This is a genomic window from Sphingomonas sp. Root710, from assembly GCF_001429065.1.
In the GTDB taxonomy this organism is placed as follows: domain Bacteria; phylum Pseudomonadota; class Alphaproteobacteria; order Sphingomonadales; family Sphingomonadaceae; genus Rhizorhabdus.
In genome coordinates this window covers 536897-557859 of record NZ_LMIB01000012.1, presented here as the reverse complement: position 1 = coordinate 557859, position 20963 = coordinate 536897, and the positions used below count along the sequence as shown (strand labels likewise).

The 20963-nt window shown below is 66.0% G+C and carries 20 protein-coding genes; 10 read left to right on the top strand and 10 right to left on the bottom strand.

Annotated elements, in window-relative coordinates; all coding sequences use genetic code 11:
• Nucleotides 1–21: 21 nt before the first annotated feature.
• Entirely contained in the window at nt 22–246 is a 225-nt protein-coding gene (locus ASE00_RS12560) for a hypothetical protein (RefSeq protein WP_056380699.1), read from the top strand.
• On the opposite strand, the gene ASE00_RS12555 is transcribed toward ASE00_RS12560, so the two are convergent.
• A complete protein-coding gene (locus tag ASE00_RS12555) occupies nt 243–443 on the bottom strand; it encodes a hypothetical protein (RefSeq protein WP_056380696.1) in 201 nt (66 codons plus the stop codon). The genes ASE00_RS12560 and ASE00_RS12555 overlap by 4 nt on opposite strands.
• A 40-nt stretch (nt 444–483) precedes the next feature.
• Nucleotides 484–1731, bottom strand: coding sequence for a DNA adenine methylase (locus tag ASE00_RS12550; RefSeq protein WP_082594652.1), 1248 nt, complete (start codon nt 1729–1731; stop codon nt 484–486).
• 266 nt (nt 1732–1997) lie between these two features.
• On the opposite strand from ASE00_RS12550, the gene ASE00_RS12545 reads away from it, so the two are divergent.
• Genes ASE00_RS12545 through ASE00_RS12535 form a run of 3 tightly spaced genes read left to right on the top strand, consistent with a single transcriptional unit; the run spans nt 1998 to nt 6672 of the window.
• Nucleotides 1998–3785, top strand: a complete 1788-nt coding sequence (locus tag ASE00_RS12545) for an FAD-dependent oxidoreductase (RefSeq protein WP_235538652.1) — start codon at nt 1998–2000, stop codon at nt 3783–3785.
• A complete protein-coding gene (locus ASE00_RS12540; RefSeq protein WP_056380692.1) occupies nt 3782–5620 on the top strand; it encodes a 2-oxoacid:acceptor oxidoreductase subunit alpha in 1839 nt (612 codons plus the stop codon). Before ASE00_RS12545 ends, ASE00_RS12540 begins: the two co-directional genes overlap by 4 nt.
• Entirely contained in the window at nt 5617–6672 is a 1056-nt protein-coding gene (locus ASE00_RS12535) for a 2-oxoacid:ferredoxin oxidoreductase subunit beta (protein WP_056380690.1), read from the top strand. Before ASE00_RS12540 ends, ASE00_RS12535 begins: the two co-directional genes overlap by 4 nt.
• A gap of 116 nt (nt 6673–6788) precedes the next feature.
• Here the strand turns inward: ASE00_RS12535 and bfr are convergent, their stop codons facing one another.
• The gene (gene bfr, locus ASE00_RS12530; RefSeq protein WP_056380688.1) at nt 6789–7271 is read right to left on the bottom strand and encodes a bacterioferritin; all 483 of its coding nucleotides are present in this window, start codon (nt 7269–7271) and stop codon (nt 6789–6791) included.
• 150 nt (nt 7272–7421) lie between these two features.
• Complete coding sequence (locus tag ASE00_RS12525; RefSeq protein WP_056380686.1) at nt 7422–7592, bottom strand: bacterioferritin-associated ferredoxin; 171 nt, start codon at nt 7590–7592, stop codon at nt 7422–7424.
• 103 nt (nt 7593–7695) lie between these two features.
• Here ASE00_RS12525 and ASE00_RS12520 point away from each other — a divergent pair, with 103 nt between their 5' ends.
• Nucleotides 7696–8466, top strand: coding sequence for a methyltransferase domain-containing protein (locus tag ASE00_RS12520; RefSeq protein ID WP_056380685.1), 771 nt, complete (start codon nt 7696–7698; stop codon nt 8464–8466).
• Here ASE00_RS12520 and ASE00_RS12515 read toward each other — a convergent pair.
• From ASE00_RS12515 to ASE00_RS12505, 3 genes are all read right to left on the bottom strand, one after another.
• On the bottom strand, nt 8450–8851 hold the full coding sequence (locus ASE00_RS12515; protein WP_056380683.1) for a hypothetical protein: 402 nt from the start codon (nt 8849–8851) through the stop codon (nt 8450–8452). The genes ASE00_RS12520 and ASE00_RS12515 overlap by 17 nt on opposite strands.
• A 150-nt stretch (nt 8852–9001) precedes the next feature.
• Nucleotides 9002–11683 (bottom strand): phosphoenolpyruvate carboxylase, encoded by a 2682-nt coding sequence (gene ppc / locus ASE00_RS12510; protein ID WP_056380681.1) that lies wholly within the window; start codon nt 11681–11683, stop codon nt 9002–9004.
• A gap of 81 nt (nt 11684–11764) precedes the next feature.
• Nucleotides 11765–12469: a dienelactone hydrolase family protein gene (locus ASE00_RS12505; RefSeq protein ID WP_056380679.1), complete on the bottom strand. Its 705-nt coding sequence runs from the start codon at nt 12467–12469 to the stop codon at nt 11765–11767.
• Nucleotides 12470–12648: 179 nt separating this feature from the next.
• Between ASE00_RS12505 and gpmA the strand changes: the two genes are divergently transcribed.
• The 3 genes from gpmA to ASE00_RS12490 are packed head-to-tail and all read left to right on the top strand — an operon-like array spanning nt 12649 to nt 14921.
• Entirely contained in the window at nt 12649–13335 is a 687-nt protein-coding gene (gpmA, locus tag ASE00_RS12500; protein WP_056380678.1) for a 2,3-diphosphoglycerate-dependent phosphoglycerate mutase, read from the top strand.
• Nucleotides 13336–13363: 28 nt separating this feature from the next.
• A complete protein-coding gene (gene purE, locus ASE00_RS12495; protein WP_056380676.1) occupies nt 13364–13852 on the top strand; it encodes a 5-(carboxyamino)imidazole ribonucleotide mutase in 489 nt (162 codons plus the stop codon).
• A gap of 10 nt (nt 13853–13862) precedes the next feature.
• Entirely contained in the window at nt 13863–14921 is a 1059-nt protein-coding gene (locus ASE00_RS12490; protein WP_056380674.1) for a 5-(carboxyamino)imidazole ribonucleotide synthase, read from the top strand.
• 15 nt (nt 14922–14936) lie between these two features.
• Here ASE00_RS12490 and ASE00_RS12485 read toward each other — a convergent pair whose 3' ends face one another.
• Nucleotides 14937–15833 carry a LysR family transcriptional regulator gene (locus ASE00_RS12485; RefSeq protein WP_056380672.1) on the bottom strand — a complete coding sequence of 299 codons (897 nt, stop codon included), beginning with the start codon at nt 15831–15833 and terminating at the stop codon, nt 14937–14939.
• 111 nt (nt 15834–15944) lie between these two features.
• Here ASE00_RS12485 and ASE00_RS12480 point away from each other — a divergent pair, with 111 nt between their 5' ends.
• Nucleotides 15945–16730, top strand: coding sequence for an SDR family NAD(P)-dependent oxidoreductase (locus ASE00_RS12480; protein WP_056380670.1), 786 nt, complete (start codon nt 15945–15947; stop codon nt 16728–16730).
• A 202-nt stretch (nt 16731–16932) separates the two neighbouring features.
• Here ASE00_RS12480 and ASE00_RS12475 read toward each other — a convergent pair whose 3' ends face one another.
• Together ASE00_RS12475 and ASE00_RS12470 are read right to left on the bottom strand one after the other, a co-directional pair.
• Nucleotides 16933–17229: a hypothetical protein gene (locus ASE00_RS12475; protein WP_056380669.1), complete on the bottom strand. Its 297-nt coding sequence runs from the start codon at nt 17227–17229 to the stop codon at nt 16933–16935.
• Nucleotides 17226–20099, bottom strand: coding sequence for a M16 family metallopeptidase (locus ASE00_RS12470; protein WP_056380667.1), 2874 nt, complete (start codon nt 20097–20099; stop codon nt 17226–17228). Before ASE00_RS12470 ends, ASE00_RS12475 begins: the two co-directional genes overlap by 4 nt.
• A gap of 161 nt (nt 20100–20260) precedes the next feature.
• On the opposite strand from ASE00_RS12470, the gene ASE00_RS12465 reads away from it, so the two are divergent.
• The gene (locus tag ASE00_RS12465; protein ID WP_056380665.1) at nt 20261–20917 is read left to right on the top strand and encodes a hypothetical protein; all 657 of its coding nucleotides are present in this window, start codon (nt 20261–20263) and stop codon (nt 20915–20917) included.
• Nucleotides 20918–20963: the final 46 nt, after the last annotated feature.

The following is a 20963-nucleotide window of genomic DNA, read 5'->3' as shown; positions in this document are numbered from 1 at the left end:
GGGCGCAGGACAGGATGTGATGTGCTCGACCTTTTGCTGATCTCCGCCGGCATCGCCATGGCCCAGCCCGCGGCCGCGCCCGACGATTTTGATCTCGACGCCGTGATCGCGCAGCAGATGGCGGTCGAGGATGCCGATGACGACGAGCAGTGGATGCTGCCGTCGCTGGTCGATCTTCCCGAAGAGGATCGGGGCGCCCGTCTCAAGCTGCGGGGCAAGAAGATCAAATTCAGCGTGCCGATCTAGCGTTCTTTGTCCTGGAAACCGATCAGGGCGAGCGCGTGATCCAGCGTCTTGAGCGGTTCGCCCAACCCGAGCCACAATATGAAGCCCAGCGCGGCAAGGAGCCAGATCAGTTGGCCGCCGCGTGCGCCGCTGCTCCTGCGCCGCCGCGCGGAGCCGCTTCCTGATTGCCGACGCCATCGGGTTGGACGCTGTGCCATGGCTAAAGACATGTCCTATTTGACGGGAAAGGCAAGCGGCTCAGGCGGAGGGCTGGTTCGCGCCCGTTTCGGGATGGCTGTGCAACGCGCGCCGCTCCTCTTCGAGGATGGTTTCGCAGATCGCCTCGGGCGAGCAGGACGCGGGGCGCGCGGTGTCTATCAGCAGCACGAATTCGGCGTTCATCGGCTTGGGCGAGAAGCGCTGGGCGCTGACCCGGTAGCGCTTATAGGGCTGGACGAAGCTCTGGGTCGCGCCGCGTGCGCAGCCGGCGCGGGCGAGATCGAGCAGCGGGATGTTGCCGTCGGTGCTGTAGCTGATCGCGATCCAGCGCGCGGGAACGCCGTCGATCAGCGCGGCGAGCGCCGCCGTGGCGGCTTTCGCGCTATTATAGGGGCTGCGCCGTTCGGTTCGCCAATCCATGCGGATCGCCGACTTGTCGCCACGGCCGCCGATCTTGCGCGCCAGCGCGGGCTTATCCCACAGCGCGACGCTGTTGAGGACATGGTAGTTCGACCCATAGGGATGCTGATTATAGGGCGGGTCGACATAGACGAAGTCATAGTCGCGGCCATGCTCGCGCGCGAAGCGCTGGGCATCGAGGCGGGTGACCTCATTGGCCTGGCCATTGTCGAACAGTGTGGCGGCGGCGAGCGTCAGGTCGCTGCAGATGCGGTAGCGCGCGGTGCCGTTGCTGCCGCCCCAGCCCGCGTGAAAGCCCTTGAACAGACCGGACGTGTTGCTGGTGTAGCAGCATTGATAGAGCAGCGGGGCGAGCAGGCAGGCGAACTGCCCGTCGTCGAGCGCGCCCTCACCGCGCAGCCGTTCCAGCGCCTCGCGGATCGCGTCGATCCGCATGCCGTTCTTGCGCATGAAGAACATGCGATCATGGCCGATGACATAGGCGTCGTCATCGTCGGGGCAGAGGTGATCGGTCACCCATCCGGCCGACGGGGGCAGCGCGTTGAGATGCGCGATCATCTCCGCATAGCTGCGCCCGGCGAAGGCGGGGGCGGCGTTGCAGCCGATATAGGCGCGGTTGATCTGCTCCGAATAAGGCTCCCAGTCGTTGGCGATGGTGCGGAAGCCCTGCGCCTTGGCGAAACGCGCGACCACGCCGCTGCCCGAGAACAGATCGACGAAGCTGTCGCCGGGCACGATCCCGCTGGCCTCCACCGCGCGCTGGATCAGCGGCAGCAGCTTCCGCTTGTTGCCGATATAGGGAATGAGCTGGTTGAAGACGAAATCGCCGGTGCTGCGGGCGGCATGTTTGCGGCGGTCGTATCGCACTGTCTCTGCCCCGGCTTTCACCCGATCGATAAAGGCCGCGCCCGGCGCTGTCGAGACAGGTGCATCTTCTGACTCTCCTGTCGTGGAGGGATGCAGTTCAGGTGATAGCTGCTATGCCAAATCGCGCTAAGATAAAGACATCAAACAGGGTGGATAGCGTGGACCGGGAGGGCTAAGAAGGGTCGTTCGAGCATCCGCACGGGCGCGCATCGGAGATCTGGATACACCGGATCGTCCGTTGCCCGATGCGGAGCCGAAGGAGAGGAGTGTTCGCGTTGGAGCCTACGAATATCGAGGCGCCGGAATATTTCCATAAGGTCGTCGATTGCCAATGGGCCTGTCCGGCCCACACGCCCGTTCCGGAATATATCCGCCTCATCGCGCAAGGGCGTCATGCCGACGCCTATATGGTCAATTGGAAGTCCAACGTCTTTCCAGGAATTTTGGGGCGGACCTGCGACCGCCCGTGCGAACCTGCCTGCCGCCGCGGCCGGGTCGACGAGGAGCCGGTGGCGATCTGCCGCCTGAAGCGCGTCGCCGCCGACAACAAGGGCGACGTCCAGGCGCGGATGCCGGTGCCGCCCAAGAAGAAGATCGGCAAAAAGGTCGCTTGCATCGGCGCGGGCCCCGCGGCGATGACCGTCGCGCGCGACCTTGCCCCGCTCGGCTATGACGTCACCGTCTATGACGCCGACGCCAAGGCGGGCGGCATGATCCGCAGCCAGATCCCGCGTTTCCGCCTGCCCGAAAGCGTGATCGACGAGGAGATGGGCTTCATCACCGGCATGGGCCTGCACATGCGGCTGGGCGAGCGGGTGGAGAGTCTCGCGAAGCTGCTGCGCGAGGATTATGACGCGATCTTCGTCGGCACCGGCGCGCCGCGCGGACGCGACCTCGACCTGCCCGGCCGCAAGGAGGCCGCCGCCGACATCCATATCGGCATCGACTGGCTATCGAACGTGTCGTTCGGCCATATCGACAGCATCGGCAAGCGCGTGATCGTGCTGGGCGGCGGCAACACCGCGATGGATTGCTGCCGCACTTCGCGCCGCCTGGGCGGTGAGGATGTGAAGGTGATCGTCCGCTCGGGCTTCGACGAGATGAAGGCGTCGCCCTGGGAGAAGGAGGATGCCCAGCATGAGGGCATCCCGATCCACAATTTCCTGGTCCCCAAGGAGTTCACCCATGCCGATGGCCGCCTGACCGGAGTCACCTTCGAAAAGGTCGCGCCGGTGATCGGTGACGATGGCCGCCGCAGCCTCCAGCCGACCGGTGAGCCCGACCAGCATTTCGAGTGCGACGCGGTGCTGATCGCGGTGGGGCAGGAGAACAGCTTCCCGTGGATCGAGCGCGACATCGGTCTCGACTTCGACCGCTGGGGCATGCCGGTGGTCGACGAGACGACTTTCCAGTCGACGCTGCCGCAGGTCTTTTTCGGCGGCGACGCGGCCTTCGGGCCGAAGAATATCATCTGGGCGGTCGCGCACGGCCATGATGCGGCGATCTCGATCGACCATTTCTGCCGGGGCGTCGATGTTCGCCTGCGTCCGCCACCGGGCGTGAAGGTCTCGTCGCAGAAGATGGGCATCCACGAATGGAGCTATGACAATGACGTCTCGCTCGACGACCGGCAGAAGGTGCCGCTGCTGCCGCTTGCTCAGGCGCTGGGCGATGTGAAGGCCGAGGTCGAGCTGGGCTTCGACGATCCGCGTAGCTGGGCGGAGACCCAGCGCTGCCTGAACTGCGACGTCCAGACGGTCTTCGCCAAGCCGCTGTGCATCGAGTGCGACGCCTGCGTCGACATCTGCCCGACCGACTGCATCACCTTCACGATCAACGGGCCAGAGGAGGAGCTTCGGCCCCGCTTGAAAGCCCCCGCGATGAACCTAGCGCAGGACCTCTACGTCTCGTCGACCCTTGCCACCGGGCGGGTGCTGGTGAAGGACGAGGATGTCTGCCTGCATTGCGGCTTGTGCGCCGAGCGCTGCCCGACCGGGGCGTGGGACATGCAGAAGACGCTGCTCGAGATGACCCACGCCGGAGGGTGCAAATGACGCGGCCTATCAGCGCGGTGAACGACTTCGTCGTCAAGTTCGCCAACGTCAACGGATCGGGATCGGCATCGGCCAACGGCCTGTTCGTCAAGGCGATCCTGCGGATGGGGGTGCCGGTCGCGGCGCGCAACATCTTCCCGTCGAACATCCAGGGGCTGCCGACCTGGTATGAGATCCGTGTCAGCGGCCAGGGCTGGATGGGACGGCGCGGCGGGGTCGACCTGATGGTCGCGATGAACCCGCAGACCTGGGACGGCGACATCGCCTCGATCGAGAAGGGCGGCTATCTCTTCTACGATTCGACCAAGCCGATGCCGCCGACGCGCTTCCGCCCCGACATCAACGTCGTCGGCATCCCGCTGACCGCTTTGTGCAACGAAGCCTATGTCGAGCCGTCGAAGCGCAAGGTGCTCAAGAACATCATCTATCTGGGCGCGCTCACCTATCTGCTCGGCATCGAGCGCGAGGTGGTCGAGGCGCTGCTGGCCGAGGAATATGCGTCCAAACCTGCGCTGATTCCCGCCAATATCGAAGCGCTGGGGATCGGCTTCGATCATGCCGCCGGCAATCTGAAGCCGCTCGGCCTTCAGCTTCAGCGCGCCGACGCGGTGGGCGACCGCATCTTTGTCGACGGCAACACCGCCGCCGGGCTCGGTGCGGTCTATGGCGGGGCGACGGTCTGCGCCTGGTATCCGATCACCCCGTCGACCTCACTGGCCGAAGCGTTCATCCATTATTGCAAGAAGCTGCGCCACGATCCCGATACCGGCGAAGCGCGCTATGCGATTGTCCAGGCCGAGGACGAGATCGCGTCGATCGGCATGGTGACCGGCGCAGGCTGGAACGGCGCGCGCGCCTTCACCTGTACATCGGGCCCCGGCGTCTCGCTGATGCAGGAGTTCATTGGCCTGAGCTATTTCGCCGAGATCCCGGCAGTGATCTTCGACGTGCAGCGCGGCGGCCCGTCGACCGGCATGCCGACCCGCACCCAGCAGTCGGACATATTGTCCGCCGCTTATGCCAGCCATGGCGACACCAAGCATGTCCTGCTGCTGCCCGAAGGGCCCGGCGAATGTTTCGAGTTCGCCGCGCTCGCCTTCGACCTGGCGGACCGGCTGCAGACGATGATCTTCGTCATGCTCGACCTCGACATGGGCATGAACGAGTGGCTGACCGAGCCTTTCACATGGGACGACGCGCGCGCGCTCGACCATGGCAAGATCATGACCGCCGAGATGCTGGAGGCGGGGGCCGATTTCGGCCGCTACAAGGATGTCGACGGGGACGGCATCCCCTATCGCACGCTGCCCGCGACCCATCCGTCGAAGGGCAGCTATTTCACCCGCGGCACGTCGCGCGATCCCTATGCGCGCTACAGCGAGGAAGGCGCGGTCTATGTCGACAATATGGAGCGGCTGCTGCGCAAGTTCGACAGCGCCAAGGCGCTGGTGCCCGCGCCGATCCACCGCAAGGCGGCCAAGCCAACCTCCTATGGCGTGATCTATTATGGATCGACCTCACCCGCGATGGACGAGGCGCTGGCGGGACTGGAGGCGCGTGGACTGGCGGTTGACGCGATGCGGGTCCGCGCCTTCCCCTTCGCGGGCGACGTGTTCGATTTCATCGCCGTGCACGACCTGGTCTTCGTGGTCGAGCAAAATCGCGATGCGCAGCTGCGCGCGCTGCTGATCAACGAGGGCGGGGTCGATCCGGCCCGCCTCGTGAAAGTGCTGAACTATGACGGCTCACCGATCACCGCGCGCTTCATCCAGGCCGAACTGGCCAAGGGGATGGGCGTCGCGGACAAGGGGCCGGTCGGGGAGATGGTGCGATGACCTATATTGCCAAACCCGCCTTCCATCATCCGTCGCTCAACACCAATGCGCTGGGCTTCACCCGGCGCGATTATGAGGGCAAGGTTTCGACGCTGTGCGCCGGCTGCGGCCATGACTCGATCAGCGCCTCGATCGTCCAGGCCTGTTTCGAGATCGACCTCGAGCCGCACCGCCTCGCCAAGCTGTCGGGGATCGGCTGTTCGTCGAAGACTCCCGATTATTTCCTCGGCGCGAGCCATGGCTTCAACACCGTCCATGGCCGGATGCCGTCGGTGCTGACCGGTGCGAACCTCGCCAATCGCGACCTGATCTACCTCGGCGTGTCGGGCGACGGCGACAGCGCCTCGATCGGTCTCGGCCAGTTCGCCCATGCGATAAGGCGCGGGGTGAACATGGCCTATATCGTCGAGAATAACGGGGTCTACGGCCTCACCAAGGGGCAGTTCTCGGCCACGGCCGACAAGGGCAGCAAGTCGAAGAAGGGCGTGGTCAATTCGGACAGCGGGATCGAACTCGTCGCGCTCGCGCTGCAACTGGGGGCGAGCTTCGTCGGACGCAGCTTTTCGGGCGACAAGGAGCAGCTGGTGCCGCTGATCAAGGCGGCGCTGCGCCACAAGGGCGCGGCGTTCATCGATGTGCTGAGCCCATGCATCGCCTTTAACAACCACAAGGGATCGACCAAGAGCTTCGACTGGGTGCGCGAGCATAATGAGGCGGTGAACCGGCTCGACGTGATGCAGGGCCGCGCGCCGATCGTTGCGCAGTACGAACCCGGCGCGATGGTCGAGGTCGAGCAGCATGACGGATCGGTGCTGCGGCTGCGCAAGGTGGCTGCCGACTATGAGCCGACCGACCGGGTTGCGGCGATGTCCTATCTCAACCAGCGCGAGGCGGCGGGCGAGATCGTGACGGGCCTGCTCTATATCGACCCGCAGGCGGAGGATTTGCACGATGCGCTCGGCACGGTGAAACGGCCATTGAACGCACTGTCGGATCGCGAGCTGAGCCCGCCGGCGGCCGCGCTCGACAAGATCAACGCGGCGTTGCGGTAATTTAAAGCCCCTCCCCTTCAGGGGAGGGGTTGGGGTGGGGCGTCAAACCCAGGCGCGACGCTCGCGGATAGGCCCCACCCCCGTCCCCTCCCCTAAAGGGGAGGGGGGAGAGCGGCTTACGAATCCCCAGCCGGCTCCGACTGGAGCTGGATGTAATTCTGGATGCCCATCCGTTCGATCATCTCGAACTGGGTTTCGAGCGTATCGACATGTTCTTCCTCGGAATCGAGGATGTGCTGGAGTAAATCGCGGGTGACATAGTCGCGGACCTGCTCGCAATATTGGATGCCGTCGCGCAGCACCGGCAGCGCTTCCATCTCCAGCGCGAGATCGGCCTTGAGCAGCTCCTCGACGGTCTCGCCGATGCGCAAGCGGCCGAGCATCTGGAAATTGGGCAGGCCGTCGAGGAACAGGATGCGCTCCGCCAGCTTGTCGGCATGCTTCATCTCGTCGATCGATTCGCCATATTCGAACTTGGCGAGCTTCGCGATGCCCCAATGGTTGAGCATCCGATAGTGAAGGAAATACTGGTTAATCGCGGTCAGCTCGTTCTTGAGCACCTCGTTGAGATATTCGATGACCTTGGGGTCGCCCTTCATAGCTGTGCCTCCGCGTTCGACTGTGAGGTGGCGTAAAGCAGTCGCGCGGGGATTTAAAGGGCGGGAAATTTTACCGCTATGAGATTTCGGTAATCGGATCAGTTAGTTGCGCGGAGCTAAGGGCTGGGGATTTCTTTCTCAGCCGGCGGGTCAGGCCGCCACGCTCTCATCAGCGACGATGCTGCGCGCATAAGGCAGGCATTGCCCGCAGCGCGGACGGCGGCCGAGCGCCTGATAAGCGCTGAGCGGGCAGCTCGCGCCCTTGCGCACCGCTTCCCGGACATCGGCTTCCCTGATGGCATTGCAGACACAAACGACCATGCGGCACCTCTCGAATCGATAGATAGCGCTATTGCGACTGACTATCAATAGAAATTAGGCCTTGTCCTTGCATCGGACGCGCCATGCTGCTCTAGGCGCGGCGATGACCGAAACCCCGCTCGATCGCAGGGCCCGTATCGCCGCCGCCTTTGGACGTGCGGGTGGCTATGACGAGGCCGCCTACGCGCAGCGGATCGCGGCGGACACGCTCGCCGCACGGATCGCGGCGGCGGACTTGCGGGCCGAACCGCGCATCCTCGAACTGGGTTGCGGCACCGGTTTCCTGACTCGCGCACTCCGCGATGCCATCGGTCCGGCGGATTGGACGGTTAGCGATGTCGCGCCCGCGATGATCGATCGCGCCCGCGCCGCGCTGGACCTCGGTGCCGACTATCGGGTGATCGACGGCGAGGCGGTCGATCCCGAACTCGGCCGTTTCGACCTGATCGCCTCGAGCCTGGCCTTTCAATGGTTCGCCGACCTTCCCCGCGCGATCGCCGCGCTGGCGGCGCGGCTGGAGCCGGGCGGACTGCTCGCCTTTTCGACCATGGCGGCGGACAGCTTTCCGGAGTGGACCGCGGCGCTGGCCGGGGAGGGGTTGCCGGGCGGCACGCCCGCCTATCCCGACCATGCGGCGCTCACCGCGCTCGCGCCGCCGGGCTTTCAGACCGATGTCGAGATCGCCGACGTCGTCCAGCGGACCGACGCGCGCGCCTTCCTGCGCGGGCTCAAGGCGATCGGTGCGGGCACCCCCGCCGAGGGTTATCGCCCGCTGCCGCCCGCCGCACTGCGCCGGGCGATGGCGCGGTTCGACGCCGGGCCGCGCATCGTCACCTGGCGGATCGCTTATTGTCTGATCAGCGGCTCACGCTAACGCTGACCTCGCCACCGGTCATGCCCGACAGGGCGAGGGTGTAGTGGCCCACCGCCAGCTCGAAATCGACGATCTTGGCAATGCTGCTGCCGGGTTCGCCATGGCGATGGCCGGTCGACGCCAGCGGTTTGCCGTCACGATAGACATCGATCCAGCCCGGAGCGCCCAGCGCGACATGGTACAGGCCGGGTTCGTCGATATCCACCGACAGGATCGCGCCATGGTTGGCGGGCGCGTGCGGCGGCACGGGCGCGACCGGATAGGCGAGCTCGCCCTGCGGGCTGAGCCGGATCGTCGCGGTCTGGCCGGGGTCGATCGGGACTTCGGCCAGAGCAGGCGTAGCGAGGAGGAGGGCGGCGGCGAGGGTGAGTGATCCGAAACGCATTCCCAACCTGTTCTGACAAAAGCGACTCGCTTTCCACCTACGTCATTCCCGCGAAAGCGGGAATCCACGGTAACGGCACGATCGAGACGATAGTGGACGCCATCCATGGATTCCCGCTTTCGCGGGAATGACGGAAGATGTTGAAAGGCGTCAGCCGCTGTTCCTGAGTGCGGTTGCGATCGCGTTGATCGAGAGTTGGATGCCCTCGCGGACGCGGGGATCGTCCTCGCCCGCGCGGTGGCGCTTGAGCAGCTCGATCTGGAGCAGGTTGAGCGGCTCGATATAGGGCAGGCGCAACCGGATCGACTGGTCGAGCGACGGGTTCTTCTGGAGCAGCCGGGTCTGGCGGGTGATCGACAGCAGGCAATCCTGTGTCATCTGCCAGCCATCGCGGATGCGGGCGAAGATCGCCTTGCCGAGATCCTGGTCCTCGACCAGCGCGACATAGCGTTCGGCTAGCCCCATGTCGGATTTGGCGAGCACCATCTCCAGATTGGCGAGGGTCGACTGGAAGAAGGGCCACGCCTCCAGCATCTCGCGCAGCAGGCCGATATCCTTGTGCGCTTTCAGGCCCTGGCCGACGCCATACCAGCCGGGCAGCATCACCCGCGCCTGCGCCCAGCTGAACACCCAAGGGATAGCGCGCAGATCCTCGATCCGGTCGCTCTTGGTGCGGCTGGCGGGGCGCGACCCGATCTTGAGGTCGGCGATCTCGGCGATCGGAGTCATCTGGCGGAAGAAGGTGCGGAAGCCCTCGGTCTCGTAGACGAGGCCGCGATAGGCCTTGAAGGCGTTGCCCGAAATCTCGTCCATCGCGCCGAAGAAGCGTTTGGCGTCGGCGGGCTTGAGCGCGGCTTCCTCGAGGCTGGCGAGCAGGGTCGCCGACGCCATCGCCTCCAGATTGGCGGCGGCGCTCTCGCGCGTGCCATATTTGGCGGCAATCACCTCGCCCTGTTCGGTGATGCGGATGCGGCCCTGCACCGTGCCATGCGGCTGGGCGAGGATCGCCGCGAAGCTCGATCCGCCGCCGCGCCCGACCGCGCCGCCGCGGCCGTGGAACAGTTGGATCGCCGAACCAGCCTTGGCGAACACCGGCTTCAGCGCGCTCGACGCCTCGTGCAGGCTCCACACCGAAGTGAGATAGCCGCCGTCCTTGTTCGAATCCGAATAGCCGACCATCACCTCCTGATGCCCGCGCGCCGCGGTCACCGCCGCCACCTCGGGCAGGGCGAACCATTTGGTCATCACCTCGGGCGCGCGCTGAAGATCGCCGATCGTCTCGAACAGCGGCACCGCCATGATCGCGGCGGTGGGCGGATCGCCGGGGACGTAGAGCCCGGCTTCCTTGAGCAGGACATTGACCTCCAGCATGTCCGACACGCTCTCGGCCTTGGAGATCAGATAGGTGGTGATCGCCGCCGGGCCGTAGAGGCGGTGCGCCTCGGCCGCGGCCTGGACGATCTCCAGCTCGGACAGCGTCTCCTCGTCATAGGCGCCGAAGGGAGTGCGCAGCAGCCGCTTCGAGGCGAGTTCGCTGCGCAGCAAAGTGACGCGCGCCTCTTCGTCGAGCTTGAGATAATCGGCCTCGACGCCGGCGACCTTGAGCAGATCGGCGATCACCCGTTCGTGGACGTCGGCGTTCTGGCGCATGTCGAGCGTGGCGAGGTGGAAGCCGAAGGTCTCGACCGCGCGGATCAGCCGCCCCAGCGAGCCGCTGCCCGACAGCGATCCGGCCCCGGTGCGGTTGAGGGCATGGGCGATCTCGACGAGATCGGCGCGCAGTGCGGCTGGGTCCTCATAGGGGCCGCCCTCGGCATCGGTCGCGGGCAGGCGCGCGGGGAGGCGGCCGGTCAGCTTCTCGAAGGTCTTGGACAGCCGCGAATAGATGCCGGTGATCGCCCGGCGATAGGGTTCGTCGCTGCGGGTCGAGCTCTTGTCGCCGGAGGCTTCGGCGAGTTTCTCGACCTCCCAGGTGACTTCGGCCAGTTCGGTCGAGATCGACAGTTCGGCGCCCAGTTCGTGAAGCTGCTGGAGATAATAGCCGAGCACCGTCTCCGCCGCGCGCGACAGCGCGAAGCGCAGCGAGGCGGCGTTGACGAAGGGATTGCCGTCGCGGTCGCCGCCGATCCAGCTGCCCGGCCGGAGGAAGCTGGCGGGGCGATGGCCGAGCGAGCGCTGCCAGCGCGAATAGAGCGCGGGCAGGGTCGGCAGGAAGATGTCGCGCAGATAGGCGAGCGCGGTCTCGACCTCGTCGGCGACGTAGAGCTTCTCGCGGCGTAAGGGGCGGGTCTGCCACAGCAGCGCGATCTGGCGGTAGATCGCCTGGTCGATCAGGTCGCCGTCGGCGGTCTCGGTCCGGCCGATATCCTTGAGCATCATCAGCTCGGCGATCTTGTTGCGATGATCGATCATGCTCTTGCGCCGCACCTCGGTCGGGTGGGCGGTGAGCACGGGCGCGATCAACGCCTTGTCGAGCATGTCGACGACGTTGGAGCGCGATATGCCCTCCTTCTCCAGCCGGTCGAGCGCGGCGGCGACGTCCGCACCGGGCTCGGCGGCGACGCCCTGCCGGTCCTCGGCGAGGTTGGCGAGCATCGAGAAGAGCATGAAGCCGCGTACGAAGGCGAGCGTGTCGTCGAGGGTCAGCGCATCGAGCCCCGAATCGACCTCATGCGCGGCGACGATCCCGCGCGCGCGATCGACCGAAGCCGAGCGGATATATTCGATCCGCCGGAACAGCGCTTCGCCGCCATAGGCCTTGATCACGTCGCCGAGCAGGCGGCCAAGGAAACGGATGTCGGGGTTCTGGGTGATAGGCGGGGCGCTGGACATGCCTCAATGCTGCGCCGCAATAAAAAGCAGGTCAATGCTCTTCTTGTTCGCCTGCTTGCGCTATAGCCTGCCCGAGATCGATCACTCGAAGATTTCCGCCAGGAAATTCTCCATCGCCTGCCATGCACGCGCATTGGACGTGGGATTGTACATTCCCTCGCGCGCCGGGTTGGTGAAACCGTGGACGGTGTGACCATAGCTGTGGATCTGCCAGTCGGCCCGCGCCTCGGTCATCTCGGTGGCCAGCGCGACGACGGTTTCGGGGGGATCGAGCGGATCATCCCAGCCGTGCAGGACGAGCAGCTTCGCCTTGATGTCGCCATTCGGAAAGGGCGGGGCGTCATACAGGCCGTGGAAGCTCACCACCCCTGCGACGTCCGCGCCGCTGCGCGCCAGATCGAGCACGCATTTGCCGCCGAAGCAGAAGCCGATCGCCGCGACCCGCGCCGGATCGCCTGGCGCGCCAACCGCCCGGGCGCTGTCGAGCGCAGCAAGGAGGCGCCCTTTGAGCAGCGCCCTGTCATCGTTGAGCGCGCCCATCGCGGTGCGCGCCTCGTCGAAGTCGCCGGGGGCGTTGCCGACGCCGTAGAAGTCGATAGCGACCGCGACATAGCCGAGTTCGGCCAGGCTCCGCGCCTTGCCCTCCTCGAAGGCGGTGCGGCCCATGAAGGTGCCGGCGATCAGGACGATCGGGCGTGATGCGGTGCTGCCGTCATCCCACGCGGCATAGGCCTCGAAGGAAACCCCGCCATGATCGTAGCGAAGTGGTTTTGAGGTGATCGGCATGGGCAAAACTCTCCTTGGGAAGGTGGCCGTTTTTGCGCCCAATATGGTCCATTGCAAGGTGACAGACCGGCCTCGCCTGATTAAGAGGCCCCTTCCGCCGCGCTAGCTTGTTGGTTTGTCGCGATTTCCGAGCCGGCAGATGATTCCATCTGCCTCGAAATCGCTCTAGAGGGGAAAAAATGCCGACGCTCGTTCTGATCCGCCATGGCCAGTCAGCCTGGAATCTCGAGAACCGCTTCACCGGCTGGTGGGATGTCGACCTGACCGACCAGGGCGTCGCCGAGGCGAAGGCCGCGGGCGAATTGATGGCCGCCAAGGGCCTCGATTTCGACATGTGCTATACGAGCTTCCAAACCCGCGCGATCAAGACGCTGAACCTCGCGCTCGAAGCGATGGGGCGGCTGTGGCTGCCGGTCGAGAAGGACTGGCGGCTGAACGAGCGCCATTATGGCGGGCTGACCGGGCTCAACAAGGCGGAGACCGCGGCGAAGCATGGCGACGCCCAGGTAAAGATCTGGCGCCGCAGCTTCGACATTCCGCCGCCGGTCCTCGACGCGGGGGGCGAGTTCGATCTGACGAAGGACCGCCGCTACGCCGGCATCGCCATCCCGTCGACCGAGAGCCTGAAGGACACGATCGCGCGCGTCCTGCCCTATTGGGAGGCGCGGATCGCGCCCGACCTGAAGGCGGGCAAGCGGGTGGTGATCTCCGCGCACGGCAATTCGCTGCGCGCGCTGGTCAAGCATCTGTCGCACATTCCCGACGACGAGATCACCGAGCTGGAGATCCCGACCGGCCAGCCGATCGTCTATGAGGTCGCCGACGATCTGACCGCGAAGGATCGCTATTATCTGTCGGAACGGTAAAAGGGCTTTTTAGGGGGAGTTCGAGCGCATGGCCGAAGCGCCGCTGATCGGGATCATCATGGGCAGCCGCTCCGACTGGGAGACGATGAGCCATGCCGCCGAGACGCTGAAGGCGCTCGGCGTGCCGCATGAAACGCTGGTCGTCTCGGCGCACCGCACCCCCGACCGGCTCTACGATTATGCCAAGTCGGCGGTCGGCCGCGGCCTCAAGGCGATCATCGCGGGCGCGGGCGGCGCGGCGCATCTGCCGGGCATGACCGCGTCGATGACCCGGCTGCCGGTGCTCGGCGTGCCGGTCGAATCCAAGGCGCTGAAGGGCATGGACAGCCTGATGTCGATCGTCCAGATGCCCGGCGGCATTCCGGTCGGCACCCTCGCCATCGGCAAGCCCGGCGCGATCAACGCCGCGCTGTTCGCCGCCGCGATCCTCGCCAACAACGATCCCGCGCTCGCCGAACGGCTCGACGCCTGGCGTGCGAAGCAGACCGCCGATGTCGCGGTCGCGCCGTTCGATTGATCGCGTGGCGATGATCCCTCCCGGCAAGACGATCGGCATCATCGGCGGCGGCCAGCTTGGCCGCATGCTCAGCATGGCCGCGGCCAATCTCGGTTATCGTTGCGCGATCTATGCGCCCGAACCCAGCGGCCCCGCCGCCGATGTCGCGGCGCGCTGGGTGCAGGGCGCCTATGACGATGTCGCCGCGCTGCAGGCGTTCGCCGCGACGGTCGACGTGATCACCTATGAGTTCGAGAATATCCCGGTCGCCCCGCTGGAGGCGCTGCGGACCCCGCTTGCGCCGCATCCGCGCGCGCTGGCGACCGCGCAGGACCGCGCCACCGAAAAGGCCTTCGTCAAGGCGATTGGCGGCCGCCCCGCGCCCTGGGCGGTGATTTCCGAACGCGGCGACCTCGACATGGCGCTGGAGCTGATCGGCGCGCCCGCGATCCTGAAGACGCGGCGTTTCGGTTATGATGGCAAGGGCCAGGCGCGGCTGAAGGACGCCGCCGACGCCGACGAGGCCTGGGCCGCGCTCGCCTTCGAGCCGGCCGTGCTCGAAGGCTTTGTCGAGTTCGAACGTGAATTCTCGCTGCTGATCGTGCGCGGCGCCGATGGCGCGATGGCGACCTGGGACCCGGTGCTCAACGTCCATGAGGACGGCATCCTCGCGCTGTCCACCGTGCCCGCGGCGCTGTCGCCCGAGACGGTCGATGCGGCGAAGGCGCTGGCCGAGAAGATCGTCACCGAGCTTGACTATGTCGGCGTTCTCGCGATCGAATATTTCGACACGCCGTCGGGCCCGGTGTTCAACGAGATGGCACCGCGCGTCCACAATAGCGGCCATTGGACGATCGAGGGCGCTGTCACCTCGCAGTTCGAGAACCATATCCGCGCGATCTGCGGCCTGCCGCTCGGATCGACCGCGCGCGCCGCGCCGCGGGTCGAGATGCGCAACCTGATCGGCGATCAGGCCAATGGCTGGGACATGATCCTGTCCGATCCGGCCGCCCATCTGCACCTCTATGGCAAGGGCCAGGCACGGCCGGGCCGCAAGATGGGCCATGTGACCAAGCTGTTCTTCGACTGAGCACATACCGCCAGGTCAGCCCGGCAGGATGAGCTCCGCATCGAGGAAATCGAGAAACGCCCGAACCCGGGCGGCGAGACGCTGGTGACCGTTGTACAGCGCGTGGATGTCCTCGCCATCGCCCGGATTGAACGGCTCCAGGATTTCGACGAGCCGCCCGGCGGCCAGGTCTGCCGCAACGTGGAAGCGTCCCAGCCGGGCGATGCCGCCGCCCGCCGCCGCCATCTGGCGGACGACTTCGCCCGAATTGCCGGTGAAGGGCCCGTCGACCGGCCGGTGGACGACGCGCGTGCCGATGCGGAAAGGCCAGCTATCCACCGACCGGCGAAAGCTGAAGCGCAGGCAGATGTGGCGGGCAAGATCATCGGGCCGTTCGGGCGTGCCGTGGCGGGCGAGATAGGCGGGGCTGGCGACCAGGGCCATTGCGCTGCGGCCGAGTTTCTTCGCGCGGACATTGGCATCGCGCAACGGGCCTATGCGGATGGCGATGTCGGCGCGTTCATCGACCATGTCGACGACGGTGTCCGACAAGGCGAGGTCCACCGTCACGGCGGGATAGTGCGACAGGAAGCCCGGCAATATCGGCAACAGATATTGGGTGCCGAACGGCACCGATGCATTGATGCGCAGCGGGCCGCGCGGCCCCTGATCGCTCTGACCCAAGCTCTGTTCGATATCCTCGACCTCGGCGAGCAGCGCGGAGATGCGGTCTCGATAGGACAGGCCCTCGGCAGTGAGGGTCAGCGAGCGTGTCGTCCGCAGGATGAGTTGAACACCGAGCCGCGCCTCGATCCGCGCGATCGAGCGGCTGACCGCTGAGGGCGTCAGCCGCAATGTCTTCGCCGCGGCGGCAAAGCTGCCGGCCGAGGTCACCGCGAGAAAGGTCTCCATATCGCCGATGCGATTGTCCATGGTCCCGCATTCATGATTTCAGATCATTTCTATTTTGCATAGTCACGATCTAATCATCAATGCTGGGATCGCCTATCTCCACGCGAGACATTGGAACAGGAGGCTCCGATCATGGACCTGAACATCAAGGGAAAGATAGCGCTGGTGACGGGCTCGACCGCCGGCATCGGCCTGGCGATCGCCGAACGGCTCGCCGCCGAGGGCGCCGAAGTGATCATCTCCGGCCGCGACCGCGCCAAGCTCGACGCGGCTGCCGAACAGGTCGGCAGGGCGGGGCGCGTGCGTGCGGTCCTGGCCGACGCGGCGACCCCCGAAGGGGCGGCGGCATTGATCGAGGCCGCCCCGTCGGTCGATATCCTTGTCAACAACCTCGGCATCTATGAAGCGAAGCCCTTCGCCGAGATCAGCGACGAGGACTGGCAGCGCTTCTTCGACGTCAACGTGCTGAGCGGCGTACGCCTCGCCCGTCATTATTTCCCGGCGATGCTGGCGCGCGACTGGGGCCGCATCATCTTCATCTCCAGCGAGAGCGGGCTGATGACTCCCGGCGAGATGATCCATTACGGCATGACCAAGACCGCGCAGCTCGCGGTGGCGCGCGGGCTCGCCGATCAGACGCGGGGAACGGGCGTCACGGTCAATTCGGTGCTGCCCGGTCCGACACGGTCCGAAGGGATCGTCGGCTTCATCCAATCGGTCGTCGACAATAAGGACGCGCCTGAAGGAGAGCGCGAGGCCGAGTTCTTCGACAAGTTCCGGCCGACCTCGCTGATCCGCCGCCTGATCGAGGCCGAGGAGGTGGCGAACATGGTCGCCTTCCTCGCCAGCCCGCTGGCGGCGGTGACCAATGGCGCGGCGGTCAGGGTCGAGGGCGGACTGGTGCCCACGATCGCATAGGGCGGGCGGGGGGCCATTTGACGAAGCTGCTTTCCAATCGCCACAGGATTCGTCATTCCCGCGAAAGCGGGAATCCATGGAAGGGTGCCGCTTGAAATCGAATGTGCCGCCGTCCATGGATCCCCGCTTTCGCGAGGATGACGGTTTGAGAGCCTGTCGTTCTTTATGCAAAGGTCCGCGAAAGCGGGATGACATGCGGCGGTCAGCCCCGCCGCACCCCGGTCATTACCGCCTTGCCCATCACGCCGAGGGTAACCGTGCCTTCCAGCCGGTCGCCGTCCACCACCGCCTTGCCGATCAGCGTCATCGGCATCGGCTTGGTAGTCGGCATCTTCCAGATCAGCCGGTCGCCTTCGATCCGGCCGTCGATCACCGGTAGTTCGCCGATATCGGCGACGTTGCTGCCGGTGAAGCGATCGCCGTCACGGACGATGGTGAAGACCGAGGCCTGTTCGCCGAACGGGGCCTTGGTGATGCAGTCCCAGACCTCCTCGCTCATTTGCCCGGCGCCATCCTTTCGACCGGCAGGCCCAGCGTCTTGAGCTGCGGTTCGACCTTGGCGGCGTCGCCGACGACGACCCAGACGAGGTCGTCCGGTTTGATCGCGGCGCGGGCGGCCTCGTCCATCTGGGCGGCGGTCATCGCGCGGTAACGGCCGGGCAGCTTGGTGTAATAGTCGTCGGGCCGACCAAGCGTGTCCATCGTCACCAGCGCGCCGAGCAGGTCGCTCGACGTCTCGAACGATCCCGGTAGCGAGCGGATCTGGCCGTTGATGGTGCGCTCGCGCTCCTCGGCGGTCACGCCATCCTTGCTGAGGAAGGCCTTCATGTCGGCGAGCGCGGCGGCGATCGACGGACCGGTCTGGTCGGTCTGGACCGGCGCGATGAAGTAGAAGGGCATCGTTTCGCGCAGCATCTGGGTCTGGCTGAACGCGCCATAGGCCCAGCCCTTGGTTTCGCGCAGGTCCATGTTGAGCCGCGACAGGAAGCTGCCGCCGATCACCTCATTGGCGGCGACCAGCGTCAGCGGGTCCTCGGTGCCCTTGGTGGCGAGCAGATGGCCCGCCATGATGTAGCTCTGCGGGCTCTGCGGCCGGTCGATCAGCACGATCCGCGAGGGCCGCGCCATCTTGTCCATGCGGAAGACCTTCACGCCTTTGGCGGGCTTCGGCTTGGCCCAGCTGCCGAAGCGCGCCTCGAGCAGCGGCTTTAGCTCGGCGAGCGTGGTGTCGCCGGTCACGAAGATCTTCGCATTGTCGGGGCGCAGCCAGGCCTGGTGGAAGGCGAGCAGGTCGGCGCGGGTCACCGCCTTGACGCCGGCTTCGGTGCCGCTGCCCGACAGCGGCACGCCATAGGGATGGGCCGGACCGAACAGCAGCGGCGGCAGGGTCCGCCGGGCGATGCCGCGCGGCTGGGCGTTCTCGGCGGCAATGCCGGTGAGAATCTGGCCGCGCAGGCGCTCGATCTCGGCGGGCGCGAAGGCCGGCCGCTGGATGACGTCAGCGAGCAGATCGAGCGACGGGGCGAGATTGGCCTTGAGCGCGAACAGCGAGACGCTGGTGCGGTCCATCGTCGAACTCGACGCGATCTGCGCGCCGAGCCTTTCCTGCGCCTCGGCGATGCCGATCGAATCAAGCTTGCCCGCGCCTTCGTCGAGCAGCGACAGCATCAGCCCCTGGGTGCCGAGCTTCGTCTTGGGATCGGCGGCGTTGCCGGCATCGAACACGACCGACATGCGAACGGTCGGCACGGTGGTGCGTTTCGCGAACACCACCTGGATGCCGTTCGACAGGGTGGTACGCTCGATGGCGGGGAAGGTGAGGTCGTTGATCGCCTCCACAGCCGGCGGTGAAGAGCGGTCGACGCCTGCCTTGGGCTGGGCGGGTGCGGAAACCCCGGGCGCCGGAGCGCCGCCTTCCCGCTTGGGGTCGCGGTAATAGGCCGGACTCATGCCCTCCCGCGCGCTGCCGCCCGCGACGGCCATGTCCGATTCGGTGCGTTCGCCGGGTTCGACCACCAGCCGATATGCCGGGCGGCCGAGCCATTTCTGCAGAGCGGCGCGCACGCTTGCGGGCGTCGTCGCGGCGGCGGCGGCAAGGTCCTTCTTGTACTTCTCGGGATCGTCCGAATAGACCGCCCCCTCGGCCAGCGTCACCGCCTTGCCGGCGAAGCCGCCGACGGTTTCGAGGCCGGCGATCTCACCCGCCACCTGCTTGGTGGCGGCGCGCTTGACCTCGTCGGCGGTCGGGCCGTTCTTCACGAAATCGGCGATCAGCGCATCCAGCTGCTTGGCGACCGCGGCAGCGTCGACCCCGGGCTTCACGTCAGCGGTGATCTCGACGATCGAGATCTTCTCGAAGGGCTGGACCTGTGCGGTGACGGCGACGGCGGTCTTGTCCTTGCGGACCAGCGCATTGTCGAGCCGCGACGAGGCCAGGCCACCGAGTATGTCCATGCCGATATCGAGCGGGATCAGATCGGGATCGTTGAGACCCGGCACCGCCCAGTTGCGATAGATGCGGGTGGTGGCGACTCGGTCCTTCATCACCTGATCGACGGGCGCGGCGAGGGTGGGCACCGTCACCGCGGCGCGCGGCGTCTCGGGTCCGCGCGGAATGTCGCCGAACCATTTCTGCACCTTGGCCTTCGCTGTCGCGGCGTCGATGTCGCCCGCCAGCACCAGCACGGCATTGTTCGGGCCATAATGCGCGCGGAACCAGTTCTTCACATCGTCGAGGCTGGCGGCGTCTAGGTCGGCCATCGAGCCGATCGTCGAGTGGTGATAGGGATGGCCTTCGGGGAACAGCGCCTTCAGCTGGGCATATTCGACGAGGCCATAGGGATCGTTGTCGCCCTGGCGCTTCTCATTCTGGACGACGCCGCGCTGGTTATCGAGCTTGGACTTGTCGATCGCGCCGAGCAGATGGCCCATCCGGTCCGATTCGAGGAACAGCGTCATGTCGAGCGCGCCGGTCGGCACCGTCTCGAAATAATTGGTGCGATCGAACCAGGTCGTGCCGTTCAGGTCGGTCGCGCCGATCGATTCGAGCGGCTTGAAGAAATCCTCATTCGCATTTTCCGAGCCGTTGAACATGAGATGTTCGAACAGATGGGCGAAGCCGGTCTTGCCCTTGGGCTCGTCCTTCGAGCCGATATGGTACCAGATCGACACGCCGATCACCGGGGCCTTGCGGTCGGTGTGGACGATGACGCGCAGGCCGTTGTCGAGGGTGAAGCTGTCATAGGGGATGTCGACCGCCTTCACGAGATCGGACACGGCGGCGGGTTCGGCCGGGGCGGCAAAGGCGGGAACGGACAGGGCCGTCGCGATCAGCAGGGCGGCGAACGGACGGAACAGGGTACGGCGCATGAACACGGCTTTCCGAAAGGGAAGATGCGCGCAGTCTAGCCGCTGGTGCGCCGGGTGCAATATCCGGGCAACACGCTGGTCGAACGCCATGGTGCGTTCGTCTGGCTGGCAAGCGCGGCCGCACTGCGCTTATATCCCGCGACGAAACAGCAGGAGCGGCGATGCGTCTAGTCCCGGCCGAGTGGAAGACCCTGGCGGAATTCCTCTACCTCCAGCGGGTGACCGGCTTCACGGTGCCGCCGGACATCTATTTCGCCGGAGCCGAGGACGCCTTTCGCGAGCGTCTGTCGCGGAGCCGATCCTATCTCGAATATGGCAGCGGCTCGTCGACCCTCCACGCGGCGCGCGCCGGGGTGCCGACCGTCTCGGTCGAGGCTGACCGTTATTTCGCCAGGGCGGTGCGGGCGCTGCTGCCCGCCGAGGCGCCGGTGCGCTTCGCGGAGCCCGACATCGGCCTGACGCTGGGCCTGTGCCGCCCCTATAACACGACGCCCACGCCGCGGCGGATGCGGCGCTGGGCACGTTATGTCCAGGCGCCCTGGGCGTTGCTCGACGGCTTTCCCGATTTCATCCTGACCGATGGGCGCTTCCGATTGGCCTGCATGCTGGAGGCGGTGCGCCGCGCCCGCGCGGGCGGGCATCGCGCGACGCTGATGTGCGACGATTATGTCAATCGTCCGCGCTATCACGGAATTGAAAGCCATGCCGGCCCGCCACACATCGTCGGCCGCGCCGCCTTCTTCGAGATCGGCCCTGACGATACCCGTCCGGCAATCACGGTGGAGATGGTTCATGCCGCGCTGGCCGACTGGTACTGAAGACTTTCGATCACCTCTTGTGTTGCAAAAAAGCCACACCATATCG